At 60.6% G+C, this 14,241-nt stretch carries 10 protein-coding genes; 6 read left to right on the forward strand and 4 right to left on the reverse strand.

The genetic code is table 11. From position 1 onward, the window contains the following. Positions 1 to 67: 67 nt before the first annotated feature. The 4 genes from SELSP_RS10540 to SELSP_RS10555 form a co-directional block, all read right to left on the reverse strand. Positions 68 to 4,390, reverse strand: coding sequence for an autotransporter outer membrane beta-barrel domain-containing protein (locus SELSP_RS10540; RefSeq protein WP_006193932.1), 4,323 nt, complete (start codon positions 4,388 to 4,390; stop codon positions 68 to 70). A 109-nt stretch (positions 4,391 to 4,499) separates the two neighbouring features. Next, positions 4,500 to 6,521: a polyphosphate kinase 1 gene (gene ppk1, locus SELSP_RS10545; protein WP_006193931.1), complete on the reverse strand. Its 2,022-nt coding sequence runs from the start codon at positions 6,519 to 6,521 to the stop codon at positions 4,500 to 4,502. Between the two features lie 12 nt (positions 6,522 to 6,533). Then, positions 6,534 to 8,072, reverse strand: coding sequence for a Ppx/GppA phosphatase family protein (locus SELSP_RS10550; RefSeq protein ID WP_006193930.1), 1,539 nt, complete (start codon positions 8,070 to 8,072; stop codon positions 6,534 to 6,536). Between the two features lie 169 nt (positions 8,073 to 8,241). After that, positions 8,242 to 8,757, reverse strand: a complete 516-nt coding sequence (locus SELSP_RS10555; protein WP_006193929.1) for a cysteine hydrolase family protein — start codon at positions 8,755 to 8,757, stop codon at positions 8,242 to 8,244. Between the two features lie 222 nt (positions 8,758 to 8,979). On the opposite strand from SELSP_RS10555, the gene SELSP_RS10560 reads away from it, so the two are divergent. The 6 genes from SELSP_RS10560 to SELSP_RS10585 all read left to right on the forward strand — a co-directional run bounded on the left by SELSP_RS10560 (position 8,980) and on the right by SELSP_RS10585 (position 14,013). Next, the gene (locus tag SELSP_RS10560) at positions 8,980 to 10,110 is read left to right on the forward strand and encodes a D-alanyl-D-alanine carboxypeptidase family protein (protein WP_013741027.1); all 1,131 of its coding nucleotides are present in this window, start codon (positions 8,980 to 8,982) and stop codon (positions 10,108 to 10,110) included. A 32-nt stretch (positions 10,111 to 10,142) separates the two neighbouring features. Then, entirely contained in the window at positions 10,143 to 10,373 is a 231-nt protein-coding gene (gene vapB / locus SELSP_RS10565) for a type II toxin-antitoxin system antitoxin VapB (protein ID WP_006193927.1), read from the forward strand. Beyond that, positions 10,370 to 10,771 (forward strand): type II toxin-antitoxin system tRNA(fMet)-specific endonuclease VapC, encoded by a 402-nt coding sequence (gene vapC, locus SELSP_RS10570; protein WP_006193926.1) that lies wholly within the window; start codon positions 10,370 to 10,372, stop codon positions 10,769 to 10,771. Before vapB ends, vapC begins: the two co-directional genes overlap by 4 nt. A 29-nt stretch (positions 10,772 to 10,800) precedes the next feature. Then, positions 10,801 to 11,964 carry a YibE/F family protein gene (locus tag SELSP_RS10575; RefSeq protein WP_006193925.1) on the forward strand — a complete coding sequence of 388 codons (1,164 nt, stop codon included), beginning with the start codon at positions 10,801 to 10,803 and terminating at the stop codon, positions 11,962 to 11,964. A gap of 11 nt (positions 11,965 to 11,975) precedes the next feature. After that, positions 11,976 to 12,407 carry a PaaI family thioesterase gene (locus SELSP_RS10580; RefSeq protein ID WP_006193924.1) on the forward strand — a complete coding sequence of 144 codons (432 nt, stop codon included), beginning with the start codon at positions 11,976 to 11,978 and terminating at the stop codon, positions 12,405 to 12,407. Positions 12,408 to 12,552: 145 nt separating this feature from the next. Continuing rightward, a complete protein-coding gene (locus tag SELSP_RS10585; protein ID WP_006193923.1) occupies positions 12,553 to 14,013 on the forward strand; it encodes a nicotinate phosphoribosyltransferase in 1,461 nt (486 codons plus the stop codon). The last annotated feature ends 228 nt before the right edge of the window (positions 14,014 to 14,241 follow it).

Here is a 14,241-nt window from a genome sequence, read left to right on the forward strand (position 1 = left end):
ATTCGATGGGCATCCTCACCTCCACAAAGGATGTCATACGGTTTCCATCGGAAAAACCTGCACGCGGTCAGAATGCCCATCGGACAGCGGCGCCGCCGCTGAATCCTTTGCGCTTTCCTTGCCAACCATTGATGTGGAAATCATAGCTGACGCGGCTATTTTGCGGCAGGAAGCGATAGCCGAGTTCGAGCATATAGCTCGATCCCTTGAGACTCGGGCTGGGCGCTGCGTCGCCGCCGACGCTCGCACTCGTCTCGCCGCCCAATTCATGCTCCCAGGCCAGCCCAGCGTAGCACTCGCCCGTGCTCCTGTCCTTCCTGCTGTAGCGGAGGCCGAGGCGCAGGCGATGCGAGTCGACATCGGCGAAGTCATAGGCGTCGCCCGAGCCGCGCAGTTTCACTGACATACCGTCTTGGTGCGACCAAAAATAGCGCACATAGGCGTCGAGGGAAATGCCCTTCTGCAGAGCAAAGGTCTTGCCGACGCCGAGGTGGATGCCATAGTAGGCATTCGAGCCGTCATATTCTGCATTCTCGCCGTGCAGGCTGTAGTCGCTCTTGGCGCGGCCTGCGCGTGCGGAGGCTTCGAACCACAGGCCGCCCTGCTGCGTCAGCTTGCCCATGACGCCGAGGCCAAGATAGCTGAGCTTGCCACTGCCATGTGCGCCGTTGTCGAGATAGGAATCATAGGTGCTGCGTCCGTATTCGACAAAGGGGCTGAAGAGTCGCTTCGTGCCGTCCTTCGCCGCATCTTCACGCGCCCAGCCAACGCCGAGATTCCAGCCCTTGGAGTCAACGTGGGAGCCGCTCTCCACACGCATGGCATTGGCTCCTGCGCCTGCCCATAGATGATAGGACGCCGGATCTGACGCAGCCGTCCTGCGCTGCGTGTCCTTGGCAGATGCGCGAGACTCTGCCGCATCGTCGGCACTTGCATTTTCTGCGCTCAGCTCAGCGGCGGCAAAACCGATTTCCACAAGATAGTCCGCGCCTTGGTTGACGAAATTCGCGAGACCCGCACGCGTCTCCACGGGGGATTTCGCCGTCTCGCCAACACCCGTCTTGGTCACGGTCGCCCGGAGTTTCTCAGGATGCGCCTTGTCGGGCGCAATCGCAAAGAGGCAGTCGTGTGCGATGCCGTCCGTCCCCTTCATCGTGACACCTTCGCCAACGGTGATCTTGCCGTTCGCGTTCTCCAACAGCGTGAATGAATCACCTGCCTGAAGTTTCCTTGCTGCGCCGCTGCGACGGAAGTCGAGCGTCATGTTCGTGAGATTCTTGCTGCCGCCGCTGACATTCGTGAGCTTGAGCAAGGTATGCGCCGTGCCGTCGGTCGGGGCATCCTCGACATCGAGTCGGAGGTTCTCGATCCCCTTGAAATCATGGATCGAGGATGTGCCTGCACTGTAGTAGACGGCGAGCGTGTTGCCCATGCCGCCCGACGCCGTGCCGCCCGTGACGATGCCGTTGACGACAGTGTTGCGCAGATGGATGATGTTGCTGTTCGTCGCCGTGCCATGGCCGCCTGTGACTGCGCCGTTGACCATCGCATTCTGCAAGCTGACGATATTGCCGTCACTCTGTACCGTGCCATGACCGCCCATGACCGCGCCGTTGACAGCTGCGTCCTTCAAGTCGACCGTGTTGCCATTTGCCGCCGCACCTCTGCCGCCTATGACATCATTCGTGACGGTCGTTCCGTCCATGCTGACGGCGTTGCCCTCTGCAATCGTCGCGGCATCGCCTCCTACAACACTAGTGGCAGTAATGTTTCCGAGCGTCACGCGGTTGTTCGACGCCGCACCTGCGCCTCTGCCGCCCGTGACTGCTGCAGCGTTCGCTCGAATATTCACGGTGTTGCCCGACGCCTCGCCCGCGCCTTCGCCGCCGACGACATCGTGCACGGCACTCTCAATCGTAACGGTGTTGCCCCTCGCCTTGCCGCCTGCGGCATCGGTATAGCCGCCGTAGACCGTGCCCGTGACATTTGCCGTGCCGCTGATCTTGACTTTGTTCTCATAGCTCGCGCCCTTGTCCGCAGCCGTCGTGCCTACGCCGCTTGTCCAGCCGCCATAAACGTTCGCATGTGTGCCGCTCGAAAGCGCGATCTCGTTTTTGCGCGTCGAATTGCCCGCCTTGGAGCGGCCGCCGTAGGCGTCTCTTCCTTCTCGCGTCGCTTGTGTCGCTCCCTTGAAGCGATAGCCCTCGTAGGTGATGGCGGTGATGCGTGCGCCCGACTTGCGAACGTCGATGTTCGTCTCCGCCTCATCGCCCGTCTCGGACTTCGCCGCGCCCGTGTAGTGCGCGAGGTTGATGCCCTGCTCGTTCTTGAGAAGCGTGAGCGGCTTCGCCGCCGTGCCCGTCGCCGTGAGGCTTGCCCAATCGACGTCAGTCTCACCCGTGCCTGTGACTTCGAGCATCGTATCATCCTTGGCAAGGCCTGCGGCATCGAAGGTCAGCTTCTGGAAGCCAGTGATTTCCCCCGCCTTGTTGCCCCTTCCCTTGATGCTGAGCGTGTTGCCCGTACCGCTTGCCTGCGAACCGCCTTTGATTGCGCCTGCGACTCGCACATTGCCGTTGAGATGGACTTCGTTGTTGTTTGTCGTTGCACCTTCGCCGCCCGTGACGGAGGTGACCGTGACATTTCCGAGGTTCACGATGTTGTTCGACGCCGCGCCCATGGATCTGCCGCCCGTGACGGCTGCCGCGTTCGCGCGGATGTCCACGGTATTGCCCGACGCCTCGCCCGCGCCTTCGCCGCCGACGACGTCGTGCACGGCACTCTCAATCGTGACGGTGTTGCCCCGCGCCCTGCCGCCTGCGGCATCGGTATAGCCGCCGTAGACCGTGCCCGTGACATTTGCCGTGCCGCTAACGGTGATCTTGTTGCCCGTGCTGTCGCCGAGCTTGTCGGCGGCGGCGTCCGAGCCTGTGCCCGTCGTCCAGCCGCCGAAGGCATTCGCATAGCTGCCGCTTGCGAGCGCAACGTCGTTGCCCGTCGTCGTGTTGCCGATGGCAGAGCGGCCGCCCCATATATGCGTGCCGTCACTCTCAGCCGTCGTCGCGCCCTTGAAGATCAAGCGCGAATAGAGGATCTTCCTGCCCGTCGCGTCCTTTTCCAGCGTGACCTCCACCGTATCGCCTGTTCGTACGACCGTGTTCACGCCGTCGCGCACGACGATGCCGCCCGACGTGTTGTTCTCGATCAGCGTGCCCGAGGGGGTGCTCGGCGAGCCGTAGATGGCGATGTCCTTGAGGCTCTTGAACTTCGTACCCATCGAATCGCGCAGCGTGAGACGCGGCTGCAGCGTATCAGTAAAATAGAAGTTGACCTTGTCGAAATTGACGATGTTCTTCGCCCGTGCACTCGCCTTGACGTTGAGCGTATTGCCCGCATAAGATGCACGATTGCCGCCCGATGCACCGAAGATGTACTTCGCGATCCGGTAACCCGCCTTCATCTCATTTTTCCCGTCGCCGAGATTGACGACGTTTCCCTTGATCTCGCTGACATTGCCCGCAGAATGCGCAGCATAGACGTTGTTCAGCTCGCCGCCCGTGATCGTGACGATATTCCCCGTCAAGACGCCGCCACGCCGCGTATAGCCGCCGTAGACGTCCCCGCGGAAGACGCCGCCCGCGACGGTGACCTCGTTGTGCGCCACATTGCCTGTGGAATCTGCTTTTTCAAGCGATCCGCCGCATACCGCTTTCTTCAGCGTGCCGCCCGTGATCGTGACCGTGTTGTGCGTCACATCGCCCGTGGCATGCGCACCGCCGAACGCGCCACCGTAGACCTTTCCCGCAATCGTCCCGCCTCGAATGACAACATGATTCTTCTGGATTTGCCCCGCCGCATTCCTGCTGTTGGAAAAGCCGCCGTAAAGAGACTCCGTCTTGCCGCCGTTTACCTCGACGGTGTTTTCTTCCGCCGTGCCGCTGCGTCCGACGTAGCCGCCGACCAGCCATTCGGCAAACGACATCGTCCCCGCATCGAAGCGAACCCGATTCTCTCTCGCATGACCTATGCCCCATGCCGCGCCGCCATAGACGGAGGCGATCTCCGTCGTCGCGCCCTTGATGCGCACGGTATTGCCGTCGGCGTTTCCCGTACCTCGGGCGACGCCGCCGAAGACACTCAGCGGACCCTCTTGATACCGATCGACCGTCAGGCTGTTGCCCGACGCATCCTCGCTGCCCGTCCCGACACTCGCCGCACTGTTCGGCGTACTGGGATCATCGGGGTTCGGCACATTCCTCTGGGGCGGATGCGTGCTGTCGATCGTCACATCCGCAGCAGAGGCGAAGGACGGTACAAAGAAAGCGCCACCGCTCAAGGCGATGGCTGTAAAAAGCGCCAAGGATGGGCGCGAGAATTTCTTGTTGGACATTCATTTTCTCCTCTTGGGTCTTTAGACTTGAAACTTTTTCTATAACTAGATATTTCGGTTCATTATAGCAGTTTCTTCCCGTCTGAGCAACCAGAGTGTCACAACGAAATTATTTCATCAGCTCTTCCTGCGCGGCGCGCGGTTTTTCGCCCTTGGCGCGGCGCACGCGGCGGTAGCTGCCGTCGGGCTGCATGAGCCAGGCGCGCGTGTTGTCGGCAAGGTATGTGGCAAGGAGCGCGAGCAGGCGCTTCTTGTGCGCCTTTTTGCGCACGGGCGTCATGAGTTCGATGCGGTTGTTGAGGTTCCTCGGCATCCAGTCGGCGGACGAGAGGAAGACATCCTCCTTGCCGCCGTTATAGAAGCAGAAGATGCGGCTGTGTTCGAGGAAGCGGCCGACGATGCTGCGCACGCGGATGTTTTCGCTGACGTCCTTGAGTCCGGGGCGCAGCACGCAGATGCCGCGCACGATGAGGTCGATTTCAACGCCTGCCGCCGAGGCTTCGTAGAGCTTGGCGATGATGAAGCGGTCAAGGAGCGAATTCATTTTCGCCGCGATGTAGGCGCGTTCGCTCCGCTTGGCGTGCGCGATTTCCCGCTCGATGCTTTCGGTGATACGCTCTCGGAGCGTCAGCGGGGCGACGGCGAGGCGATTCCAGACGGGCGGATCGGAGAAGCCCGAGAGAAAGTTGAAGAACGCCGAGGCGTCGACGCCCGTGAGGACTTCGGCGGTGAAGAGGCCGACATCGGTGTAGATCTTCGCCGTCGCGCCGTTGTAGTTGCCCGTCGCGAGATGGCAGTAGCGGCGGATGCCGTCTTCTTCGCGCCGTATGACCATCGTGATCTTTGAGTGCGTCTTGAGCCCCAAGATTCCGTAGATGACGTGGCAGCCAGCCTCTTCGAGGCGACGCGCCATGAGGATGTTGTTCTCCTCGTCGAAACGCGCCTTGACCTCCATGAGCACGGTGACCTGCTTGCCGTTTTTCGCGGCCTCTTCGAGCGCGGCGATGATGGGTGAGTCGCCTGCGACGCGGTAGAGCGTCTGCTTGATGGCAAGCGTGCGCTCGTCGGCGGCGGCACGGGCGAGGAAGTCTTCCACGATGGCGAAGGAGTCGAATGGATGGTGCACGAGGATGTCGTCTTTTTCAATCGCCTGCCAGATGTCGCCCTCGGCGGCAAGCTCTGCCGGGCGCGGGGAAAAGCGCGGGTAGCGCAGGCGGTCGAAACCCGCGAGATTGGCGAGCGCGGCGAAGAAGGCCGCGCCGAGCGGGCCTTTCGCACGGTAGACATCCATTTCTTCTAGGGAAAGCTGCTCCTTGAGGAAATCGAGGAGATCGGCGGGAAAGTCCTCGGCGACTTCAAGGCGCACGGCTGCGCCCTTGCGCCTTTTTTCGAGCGATTTCTCGACTTCTGCCAAGAGGTCTTCGACGTCGTCGCGAATGTCGAGGTCGGCGTCGCGCGTGAGGCGGAAGGCCGCCGTCTGCACGATTTCCCAGCCCGTGAAGAAGCGTGCGGCGAAGAAGCGCAGAATGTCCTCCAAGAAGAGGAAGGTCGGCTCGCCCGGCAGTTTCCACAGGCGGTCGAGCACGGGCGCGGGCACGGGAACGATGGCGAGATGCTCGGCGCTTTCGCCCGCACGGCGAAGTTTCACGGCGAGGTTCAGGCTGCGGCTCGCGAGGAAGGGAAAGGGGTGCGCGGGGTCGAGCGCCATGGGCGTGACGACGGGATAGATCTCGCGCTCGAAAAGCTCCGCGAGCCACAGCGCTCGCTCTCCCGTCAGCTCTTCGGGGCGCACGAAGCCTATTCCCTCTGCGGCGAGTTCTCGGGTGACGAGAGCGAGGCAGCGATAGATCGCGCGGTATTGGCGGTGCGCCTGGCGCGAGACGGCGAGCATCTGCTCGCCGGGAGAAAGCCCCGCGATGTCCTTGTGCGCGACGCCGCTCGCGACGAGGTGCTTCAGGCCGGCGACGCGGATCATGAAGAATTCATCGAGGTTCGAGCAGGCGATGGCGATGAAGCGCAGGCGCTCCAACAGGGGATTCTCCTCGCGCGTCGATTCCTTGAGGACGCGCTGGTTGAAGCTCAGCCACGAACATTCGCGGTTCAGGAAATAGGCTCTTTTCAACATGTCCATGACGATTCCTCCTCACGCTTTGCACAGGACAGGCTCGATGCCGAAGATTTCACGAAAGAGCGCGGCGGCGCGGGCGAATGTCCAGCGAATCAAGGAGATGTCCTCTTCCGCTTCGAAGTGCACGCAAAGCTCCTCCTTTGAGAGCTTGACCGAGAGTTTTGCTATCTTGCCGCTGTGCCCTTGGTCGAGCGCGTCCGCAAGCCGCAGGACAGCGCAGAGCTTGAGCATCGTGACCTGCTGCTCGTGCGAAAGGCGCGCATAGTGCTCATCCTTGCTGCCGGGGTTCTCGCGGTTGTAGTAGTAGGCGACGCTCGCGACGATTTCCTTTTCCGCCTCGGAAACGCCGAAGAAGTCGGTGCCCATGATGATTTGATAGGAATAGCGGCTGTAGTGGCGCAGGTTGATGAACTTGCCTGTCTCGTGCAGGATCGCGCTGAGTCTGAGCAGCAAGAGTGCGCGCGAGGAAAGCCCATGTGCACCGCCCAAGGCACAAAAGATCTCCGTGGCCGCTCGCTCGACGCGCGCGCAGTGCTCTCTCGTCGAGCCGTATTTCTCCGCCGTCGTGCGTGCGAGCTGCACGGTGCGCTCTTCCTGCTCGGCGAGGCACGAAAGTTCCGCCAGCTGTGCGCCGCGATAGACGCTGTAGCTCATGAGAAATGTCGTGCCCATGAGGAACATGCCCTTGACGCGCGTCGCACGCACGACTTCGCCGTAGAGGAGCAGTGTCGGCATGAGGAGATGGGCGCGGCTCTCGGTGACGGCGCAGCGCGTCATGAGCTTCTGCGGCGTCAGCCCCGCGAAGGAGTCGAGGAAGCGCAGGAAGTCCTCGCCCTCTACGAACGTATACGCGCCTTTCGCGCCCGGCGCGAGGAGCGCGGCGACGGTGCGCGCTTCGAGTCCCGAGAGCACGAGATGGCGAATCGCATGATGCTCGATGCTCGGCCAGAGCGGCGAGAGCGTCGCGTGGATGTAGTCGCGCACGGCAGAGGGAAAGATCAGGCTCTCGTGTTCCTTCTCGCTGAAATGCTCAAGGATGCTCAGGCTGCCGCTCGCGACGTTCTGCTGAAAGAGCAGCCTGCCCCCCTGCCAGCCCGTGAGGCCGAGTCCGCTCGACGTGATGTCCATGAGCAGCACGGGCTTTTCGCCGAAGTTCTCCGCATTCTCCAAAAGCTCGTGACTCAGGGCAAAGAACTTGTAGTAGATCTCCTGCGTCATGTCGGCGACTTCAACCGTAAAGCCTGTGCGAATGCGAATCTGGTCGAGGATGCCGAGGCGATTTTCCGCCTCGCGCAGGACGGACGTGCCGATGGCGAAGACCTGCGCCACGCCGTAGTCGGCGAGAAGCCGGCGAAAGCCTGCAAGGATGCGGCAAAGCTCGCGAATCGAGTCAAAGGAGAGCCGCCCGTGACGGAACACCTCCTCGCCGAACCGCGTCTCCTTGCGCACGCGCTCGATGATCTCGACATCGTCGAGCGCGGCGAATGATGCGATGAGTAGACTCGTATGAACAGAGCCGATATGCACGACGCCGTAGGTGAATCGCTGCTTCATGGGGCGTGCCGCCTCCCTTCTATTTCCATTCGAAAAACAGGTATTCCTATCGTATGCGCCACAGCACAGACGTGCTGGCCTGCTAGGGTTCTTGAAGCGCCTCCCCGCACAAACGGCGCTTCAAGAATTGCAGTCCGACATCCGCCAGCCACATTTCGCAGAGCCGCCTTCACTTCACGTCGACTTGGCACATCTTCATCGCACGCAGTGCGTCCTCGTGGCTCTCAACCGTCACGCCCGCACAGCAGGAGGCGTCGACCGATATGCGCTTTTCGGGATAGAACGCCTTGAGCAGCAGGGCATTGGAAATGACGCATATATCGGTGCAAAGGCCGACAAGCTCGATCTCGTCATAGCCTGCGAGCACGGCGGGCAGTTCTGTCGAGCCGAAGGAGGGCTTCTCGACGACGGCTGCCGCCGCCTGAACGAACGGCTGCAGGGATGCGGCAATTTCCCAGCCTTTCGTGCCGCGAATGCAATGCGGCACGGGAAGCCGCTTCCCCTCCTGCGTTGCCAGATAGTCCTCGCCGTGCGTGTCCATCGTAAAGACGAGCGCCGTCCCCGCCGCACGCGCCGCCACCAGCTTCGCCTCCATGCGCGGCAGCATCGCCTGCGCCTCCTTCGTCCCCAATGCGCCGTCGATAAAATCCTTCTGCATATCGACGACGACAATCGCTTTTTTCATGATGATTCTGCCTCCTTCACCCGATGGAGCATCTTTATGCACCTTCTCATCCTTATCATAACCACAAAGCGCACCCTTTGCAAGCTGCCAGGAAAATTCGTGCGACGGACGGATTGCAAAGCAAAAGAACCGTCTCATGCGTCGAATCCGCTGCATGAGGCGGTCCTTTTTTTCTCGCCGTGTGCTATAATAGGGAAAGCAATCACGACAGGAGGCTTTTTCTTGCATTTCCAGCGAATCCTTTCCCTCTGCGTGCTCGTCCTCCTGCTTCTCACAGCGAGGGCGGGCGCGGCGGAAAACATACAGATCACGGCGGCCTCGGCGATTCTCATCGAGGCCTCGACGGGGCGTGTGCTCTACGAGAAGGCGGCGGATGTGCCGCGCTTTCCCGCGAGCACGACGAAGATGATGACATGCGTGCTCGCCATCGAGGAGGGAGATCTCTCGTCCATCCTCACCGTGAGCCGCACGGCAGCAGAAACGGAAGATACGGAGGTCGGCGCAGGCGATCGCTTCGTCCTCGCGGAGCTCGTCGCCGAGATGATGCTGCGCTCGGACAACGGCGCTTCTGTCGCCATTGCCGAAGACCTCGCCGGCTCTGTCGGCAGCTTTGCCGCACACATGAATGAGAAGGCGAAGGCCATCGGCGCGAAGGACACGCATTTCCTCAATCCGAACGGGCTGCCCGATCCCGCGCATGTCTCGACGGCGCACGACATCGCTCGCATCGCCGCCTACGGCATGAAGAATCCGAAGTTCCGCTCCTTCGTCGGCACGAAGGAGCGTGAGATCACCTGGGTCACGCCCGAGAAGAAACGCGCCCGGATGGCGAACACGAACCGCCTGCTCTCGACGTACGAAGGCGCAACGGGCATCAAGACGGGCTACACGAATGCGGCGGGCGGCTGCCTCGCGGCCTCGGCGCGGCGCGGCGGCGTCGAGCTGATCGCCGTCGTCCTCGGCGCGGCAGACGAAGAGGCACGCTTCTCTGATGCGGCAAAGCTCTTGGACATGGGCTTTCGCCGCGTGAAGGCCGCGCCCGCCTATACGAAGACGGATCTCGCGCGAAGGGTTTGGGTCAAGGGCGGCAAGGAAGGCCGCCTTGCCGTCTATCCGACGGAGGATCTGCGCCTGCCGCTCGTCGACGGCGAGGCCGAGGAAAACTATCGCCTGACCTACGACCTGCCGCGCGTCATCGCCGCCGGAGTCAAGGAGGGCGACCGCGTCGGCGATCTCGTCGTCTCCCACGGCGGCAAGGAGCTTACGCGCATCCCGCTGCTCGCCGAAAAGAGCGTCGGCAGAGGGCTGAGCATCGAGGGGCTTTGGGCGTATGTCCTCGGGCTGTTTGCGTGAAGGGTATCATCACTATACAGGAGGTGTTTTCTATGGAAACAGCAAAATTATTCCGAAATGGGCAAAACCAAGCCGTTCGCTTACCCCCAAGATTCCGTTTCAGTGGCGATGAAGTATTCATTCAACAGCTCGGTGAGGCTGTTCTCCTTGTCCCAAAGAATGATGTCTGGAAAACTTTTCTCAATGGTATTCACAGCTTCTCCGAGGATTTCTTTGAACATGGCAGAGATGTAGAAATCATTTCACCGAGGGAAGTCCTATGAGATATATGCTAGATACCAACATCTGCATCTATGCAATAAAAAACCAACCGACGCAGGTACTGCAACGCCTTCGATCACATGTTTCTGAAGGAATTTCCATATCATCGGTCACATTGGCGGAATTGGAACATGGTGTCTGCAAAAGTGCCTATCCGGAAAGAAACGCTGCCGCTCTGCTGCAATTTTTAATCATTTTGCAAATTTTACCGTTTGATGCTGTAGCAGCAAGGGAATACGGCAACATTTGTGCTGCACTGCAAAAGAAAGGCACTCCGATTGGAACAATGGATATGTTGATTGCTGCACACGCACGCGCAGAAAAGTTGATCTTGGTCACGAATAATGTACGAGAATTTGCTCGCGTGCCGGATTTACCAATAGAAAACTGGGCACAATAACGCGCAATAAACCACCTTAGGAGACCACTATGAAAATCCAGCCGCAACCGCGCCGTTTGGGCGCATTCCTTTCCTTTTGCTTTCTCATTGCCCTCGCTCTCTACGGGCTTTTCCACCTGCCGGGCGGCGAGGGGGACGATCCGCCGACGTGCAAGGCACAGATTCTCGCCGTCGAGGAGAGCGCGAACGATATGGAGAAGTTCGCGCCGGGCAGCGAGAAATATTATGTGACGATCCGTCTCGAATCCGGACCCAACGAGGGCGAGGAGGCGCGCATCGTCCACCGCACGCTCAACAATCCGGCCTTTGACATCCATCCGAAGGAGGGCGAGAATATCCTCGTGCGCGAGGAACACGGCTCCTATGCCATCGTCGACTACGACCGTCTGCCCGGCGTGCTGTGGCTGCTCTTCGGCTTCGCGCTCGTCCTCATCCTCTTCGGCGGCATAACGGGGCTCAAGGCTCTTCTCGTGCTGCTCTTCGCCGTCTTCCTCATCGCCAAGGGGCTCATATCGCTGATCCTCTTCTCGCCGACGCACATCCTCTTGTGGACGTTCCTCATTGGCTCTCTCATCACGCTCAGCACCCAGCTCGTCGTCAACGGCTGCAATATGAAGTCGGCGGGCGCGATCGTCGGCACGATCGGCGGCATCTTCGTCGCAGGCCTGCTCGCTCTCCTCGCCATCCACTTCACCTACCTGACGGGAATTGCCGAGGAGCACGCAGGCATGCTCAAGGTATTGTATCTGAAGGATGTCGATTTTCGCGAACTGCTCTTTTCGGGCATCGTCCTCGGCGCACTCGGCGCGGTCATGGACGTCGCCGTTTCCATCGCGTCCGCGCAGTGCGAGATGAAAAACCTCGCGCCCAAGACATCGTTCACCGTGCTCGTCGCTTCGGGACTCGCCGTCGGCCGCGACGTCATGGGCACGATGGCGAACACGCTCGTGCTCGCCTATATCGGCGGCGCACTGCCTTTAATGCTGCTGCTCTTCTCGCAGCCAAACCTCTCCTTCGTGCACGTCGCGAACCTCGACATGATCGCAACCGAGATCGTGCGCTCGCTCATCGGCAGCATCGGATTGCTCTTCGCCATTCCCATCACGGCGTATGCGACGGCGTTCCTCGTGACGCGGCCTGCGCCGAAAGAGCGCCTGCACAGGAGAATGCCGCAGGAACATTCGCAAGAATAAGGAGGTATCCCATGGACTTCCCTTTGACCCAAAGACAGCAGGAAATCATCCGCTTCTACCATCTCAATCCGTTCATCGAATACCTGCATGCCGCCGTCGTGCCGAAGCCGGACGGCGCAGTCGAGCTTCGTCTGACGATCGAGCCCGAGCATACGAACCTCTACAACATCGTGCACGGCGGCGTTCTGATGACGCTCGCCGACACGGCGATGGGCGCGGCCGCGCTCGCGCGAAACAAGAAGGTCGTGACGATGTCGCTCTCGATGGACTTCATGCATGCCGTGCCGCTCGCCAAGACGATCATCGCGACGGGCGTCTGTCTGCACGACGGCAAGCACGCGATGACCTTGGAGAGCGAGATCAAGGACGAGGACGGCAAGATCTACGCCAAGGGACACGGCACGTTCTACGTGCTCGGCAAGTTCCTTGAAGACGAGGAGTAGCGCTGCGCTTTTAAGAAGCCTAGCCTCTTTGACGATAACAAGACGCAGGGATTTTTGCCCAAGGAAGCAGACGAACATACATTTTCCATTGACGGGGGACGACCGATTGCCGCTTTTGCGGCGGCCGCCAGAAAGGACGATCTCGATGGCACAGTTTGAATCGCGCAACATCACGATGATGATGGATCTCTATGAGCTGACGATGGCCTACGGCTATTTCCGCGAGGGCGAGGAGGCTAGAAAAGCACGCGCCTCCTTCGACGTCTTCTTCCGCCGCCACCCCGACGGCGGCGGCTTTTCCATCTTCGCGGGGCTTGAGCAGATCGTCGAGTACATCGAGGCGATGCACTTCTCGCCGGATGACATCGAGTATCTGCGCTCGCTCTCGCTCTTCGACGAGGACTTCCTCGACTACCTCGCGCACTACCGCTTCACAGGCGACATCCGCGCGTTTCGCGAGGGCACGATCATGTACCCCGAAGAGCCGATCCTCACCGTGACCGCGCCCATCATCGACGCGCAGCTCGTCGAGACGGCGCTCCTCGCCGAGATCAACCACCAGTCGCTCATCGCGACGAAGACGCGCCGCATCGTGCGAGCGGCAGGCGGGCGCATCGTTTCCGACTTCGGCGCACGCCGCGCACACAACGTCGACGCCGCCGTCTACGGCGCACGCGCCGCCTACATCGGCGGCGCGGCCTCGACGGCGACGGTGCTCGCGGGTCAGCTCTTCGGCATCCCCGTCAGCGGCACGATGGCGCACAGCTGGGTCATGTACTATGACGACGAATACACGGCATTCAAGAAGTATGCCGAGACGTACCCCGACAATGCCGTCTTCCTCGTCGATACCTACGACGTCATACACTCGGGCATTCCGAACGCCATTCGCGCCGCCAAGGACGTGCTCGATCCGCTGGGCAAAAGGCTCAAGGGCGTGCGCATCGACTCGGGCGACCTCGCCTACCTCTCCAAGCGCGTGCGCACCATGCTCGACGCGGCGGGGCTTTCCGACTGCAAGATCATCGCCTCGAACAGCCTCGACGAGTATACGATCTCCTCGATCCTCAACGCGCAGGGCGGCAAGATCGACGGCTTCGGCGTGGGCGAACGCCTGATCACGTCGAAGAGCGAGCCGGTCTTCGGCGCGGTCTACAAGCTCGCCGCCGTCGAAAAGGACGGCGAGATTCTCGCGAAAATCAAAGTCTCCGAAACGGTCGAGAAGATCACGAACCCCGGCAGGAAAAAGGTCTACCGCATCTACGACGCCGAAGGCCACGCCATCGCCGACCTCCTGACGCTCGCCGACGAAACGCCCGACATGACGAAGCCCTATCGCTACATCGACCCCAAGAAGCCGTGGAAGCACCGCTTCTTCACGAACTGCACGGCGCGCGAGCTGCAGGAAGATGTCATCAAGAACGGCAAATTCGTGTCGAAGCAGCCCCCGCTCGAAGAGATCCGCGCCTACGTCAAGGCGCAGCTCGACCGCGAGATCTGGCAGGAGGAGCAGCGCTTCGAAAACCCGCACACGCACTACCTCGACATGAGCCCCGCCTACTACGAGATGAAGCTCGCACTTTTGAATGAGATGCAGCAGTATTGAAGAGCTATCTTCCCTCGGGCAGCGAGAACGGCTGACCGGCGATGCGTCAGATCAAGTTCAGATAATCCCTTCGTCCATCTACGATGGCATATAAACAATGACCATTTTGCACTCCAAAACAGTTTCGGCGTGAAAAGATGGAATCCGACGATGACTGTGATACGCCTGCCGCCATCTCTTGACAATAACCGAAAGCAATGATATTCTTCCTCTTGGAAGCCATCATCA

The sequence above is a fragment of the Selenomonas sputigena ATCC 35185 genome (genome assembly GCF_000208405.1).
Taxonomy (GTDB): Bacteria; Bacillota; Negativicutes; order Selenomonadales; family Selenomonadaceae; genus Selenomonas; species Selenomonas sputigena.

Bases quoted from the DNA above. Each gene is read 5' to 3' on its own strand.
- ppk1 (WP_006193931.1), bottom strand. From the start codon at position 6,521: ATGGACATGTTGAAAAGAGCCTATTTCCTGAACCGCGAATGTTCGTGG.
- SELSP_RS10585 (WP_006193923.1), top strand. From the start codon at position 12,553: ATGGCACAGTTTGAATCGCGCAACATCACGATGATGATGGATCTCTAT.
- vapB (WP_006193927.1), top strand. From the start codon at position 10,143: ATGGAAACAGCAAAATTATTCCGAAATGGGCAAAACCAAGCCGTTCGC.
- SELSP_RS10575 (WP_006193925.1), top strand. From the start codon at position 10,801: ATGAAAATCCAGCCGCAACCGCGCCGTTTGGGCGCATTCCTTTCCTTT.
- SELSP_RS10580 (WP_006193924.1), top strand. From the start codon at position 11,976: ATGGACTTCCCTTTGACCCAAAGACAGCAGGAAATCATCCGCTTCTAC.
- SELSP_RS10550 (WP_006193930.1), bottom strand. From the start codon at position 8,072: ATGAAGCAGCGATTCACCTACGGCGTCGTGCATATCGGCTCTGTTCAT.
- vapC (WP_006193926.1), top strand. From the start codon at position 10,370: ATGAGATATATGCTAGATACCAACATCTGCATCTATGCAATAAAAAAC.
- SELSP_RS10540 (WP_006193932.1), bottom strand. From the start codon at position 4,390: ATGTCCAACAAGAAATTCTCGCGCCCATCCTTGGCGCTTTTTACAGCC.
- SELSP_RS10555 (WP_006193929.1), bottom strand. From the start codon at position 8,757: ATGAAAAAAGCGATTGTCGTCGTCGATATGCAGAAGGATTTTATCGAC.